This is a genomic window from Ideonella sp. P3_A4, assembly GCF_056403075.1.
Map to the genome: position 1 here is coordinate 1 of NZ_JBFUGE010000747.1, position 2,657 is coordinate 2,657.

Consider the following 2,657-nt stretch of genomic DNA (forward strand, 5'->3'; position numbering starts at 1 on the left):
GCGGGCGGGCGGGCCGGGCTCACGACCTCCAGGTTGAACTGGTGCTCGCGCAGGCTGCCCTTCAGCTCGGCACGCAGCGTTTTTGCCTGGGCCAGCTGCCAGGCCAGGCCGTCGCCGGCGAGCGTGGCGTTCAACGGGCCGTCGCCCAGGCCCGTGCCCTGGGCCTGAACGTCGAAGCGGTCGGCGTGCCAGGCCGGGTTGTTCAGCGCGTTGCCGCGCAGCTGGCCTTGCCATTGCGGGCTGGCGCCGGCTTGGGCCCAGTGCGCTTCGGCGTGGCCTTGCAGCGTGCCGGCGCGCGGCAGCCAGGCTGCAGGGTCGCCCGCACCCAGGCTATTGAGCCACGGAGCCAGCGCCGACAGGGCCGGTGCCTCKATGTTCAGCTCGACCTTGCGAGTTGCGCTGCCGCCGTCCTGCCCGCTGGCCGCGAGCTTGTTGCCGGCACCGTCGAGATTGGCTTGCAGGCTGGCGGTGCCACTGGCGTCGCGTGTGGCGTTCAGCTCGCCCTGCACCGGCACGCCGGCCCACTGGCTGGGCCGCAACGAGACGCCCAGGCGACCGGTCAGGCCGGTCAAGACGTTAGAGCCGGCAGCGCGCGGGCCGGGCGGAGGCGTCCAGCGGCCCTCGCTGTCCAGTGTGGCGTTGAGCTTGCTGGGGCCGCGCTTCGCCGGTGGCGACGCGCCGGGCCACCACAGCAATGGGTCGAACTCGGCCAGTTCACCCTGCGCCTGCCAGGCCCAGGCGGTGGTGGCACCGCCCAAGGTCAGCTGGCCTTTCAGCGTGGCGCGCGCGTCGCCAGCGCGGGCCACGGCCTGGGTCAAGGTCAGCTGGCGGCGGTTCAACTCGGCCTGCAGGGTCAGCTGTACTGCCGGGCCAGTGGCGGCGCTTGGCTTGGCCGCGGGTGCAGGTGCCGCCTTGTTGCCGCTGCTCTTGCGAGCCGCAGGAGCGGGCGGGTCCAGCCGGCCTTCGAGTTGGCCGTCGAGCTTGGCGTGCCAGCGGTCCAGCGGGTCGGAAGCTGGCGTAGCCGATGCGGCCGACGCAGGGGCGGACGGCGCGGCGGGCGTTGCCGGCGCGTCGATCGACGGCAGTCCGTTCAACTCCAGCGTCAGCGGGCCGGCCAGCGTCATCGCCGGCAGTCGCTGGTCCAGCGCGCTGGGGCGCAGCCCTTCGAGCAGCAGTTTGAGTTGCAGGCGCTCGGCGCCGGCGTTGGGCTGCAGTGCGCCGCTGCCACGCAGCTGGCCGCCGGGCGTGGTGCCGCCCAGGTCCAGCTCCAGCGACTGCAGCTTCAGGTCGCCCAGCGCCTGCGGCTGGCCCTGGGCCACCAGGTGCAGGCGGCGCAGCGGTAGCTTGTTTTCGTCCCAGCGGCCTGGGTCGTCGTTGATCAGCGTGGTGTCGACGTCGGCGGGTGCTGCCATGCCGCTGCTCTTGACGTGGGCTTCGCCGCGCAGTTGGGTGTGTGGCGCATCGGCCTGTAGCGCGGCCAGGTCCAGTGCCTGCGTGCGCAGGTTCAGGCTGGCCAGCGGCCAGGGGGCGAAAGGTGTCACCGTGGCATCGGCGTCCAGCGCCGGGCCTTTCGCGTCGCCGCTGGCCAGGTGGGCCTGGGCCTGCAGTTTGGCCAGGGGGCCGTTCAGCTGCAGTGTGGCCTGCCAGGGCGTGGGGGCGCCGTCCAGGCTGCGGGCGCTGGCTTTCAGCTGCAGCGCCAGCGGTGGGGTGGTGGCCAGCTCACCTTGCGCCTCGGCCTGCAGGCGCTCGGTGCGAAACCGCAGCGCATGCAGGGTGTGGCGCGCGCCGTTTCCGTCGCCCAGCGCGAGCTTGGTCTGGATGTCGAACACCGGTGGCAGCGTGTCCACCTGCAGCCGGCCGACCTGCGCGGCCTCGATGTCCAGCGCCAGCGGCAGGTGCAAGTCGGTGGGGGCCGGGGTCTTCGTCGAGCCTGGGCGAGGCGGCCCGGAACGCCACACCGCCTGCTCGGCCGACAAGGCCTGCAGGTGGATGCGCAGCCACGGTTCGCCGGGGCCGGGCCTGGCGGTCCACGAGCCGGTCAGGCCCTTCAGGCGCACCCGCTGCAGCTCCAGCACGTTGCCATCCTGTTCGAAGTGCAAGCGCTCGGCCGACAGCTCGTCGCCCAGCAGCGCGCCGCGCAGCCCGTCGACACGCAGGCCCGGGATCTGTGCCAGCAGCCAGGCGCTGCCGCCTTCGCTTCGGCTGACCCAGGTGCCGCCCGACACCACCGCAATGATCAGCACGACCAGCAGGCCGACCACGCTCCAGGCGATGCGGCGCCAGAGCCGGCGCGGTGCGGCGGCGGGTGGGGGTGTCGAAGGGGTTGCGTCAGCCATGGATCTCAGGCTTCAGAACGCAATACCGACGCTCAGGTGCACACGCCACTGTTTCAGTTCTTGTCCGTAGGCCAGGTCCAGCTTCAGCGGGCCGACCGGGCTGCGCCAGCGCGCGCCGACGCCGTAGCCCAGCGCGGGTTTCAGGTCTTGCACGCTGTCGGCGGCGCGGCCGGCGTCGATGAAGGTGGCCCACCAGACGGAGGGCAGGTCTTTCGACACCGGGTGCGCGAGTTCGGCGCTGGCAGTGAACAGCAGCTTGCCGCCGGTGACGCCGCCGTCGGGCGTGGCCGGCGCCAGCGTGCGGTAGTCGTAGCCGCGCAC

General features: G+C 72.7%; 2 protein-coding genes. Both read right to left on the reverse strand.

The genetic code is table 11. From position 1 onward, the window contains the following. Nucleotides 1–2,336 (reverse strand): AsmA family protein (locus tag AC1DYI_RS32130; protein ID WP_477208169.1); only part of this gene is annotated, 2,336 nt, incomplete at its 3' end. Nucleotides 2,337–2,348: 12 nt separating this feature from the next. Beyond that, the coding region (locus AC1DYI_RS32135) for a BamA/TamA family outer membrane protein (RefSeq protein ID WP_477208170.1) at nucleotides 2,349–2,657 on the reverse strand (309 nt) is incomplete at its 5' end.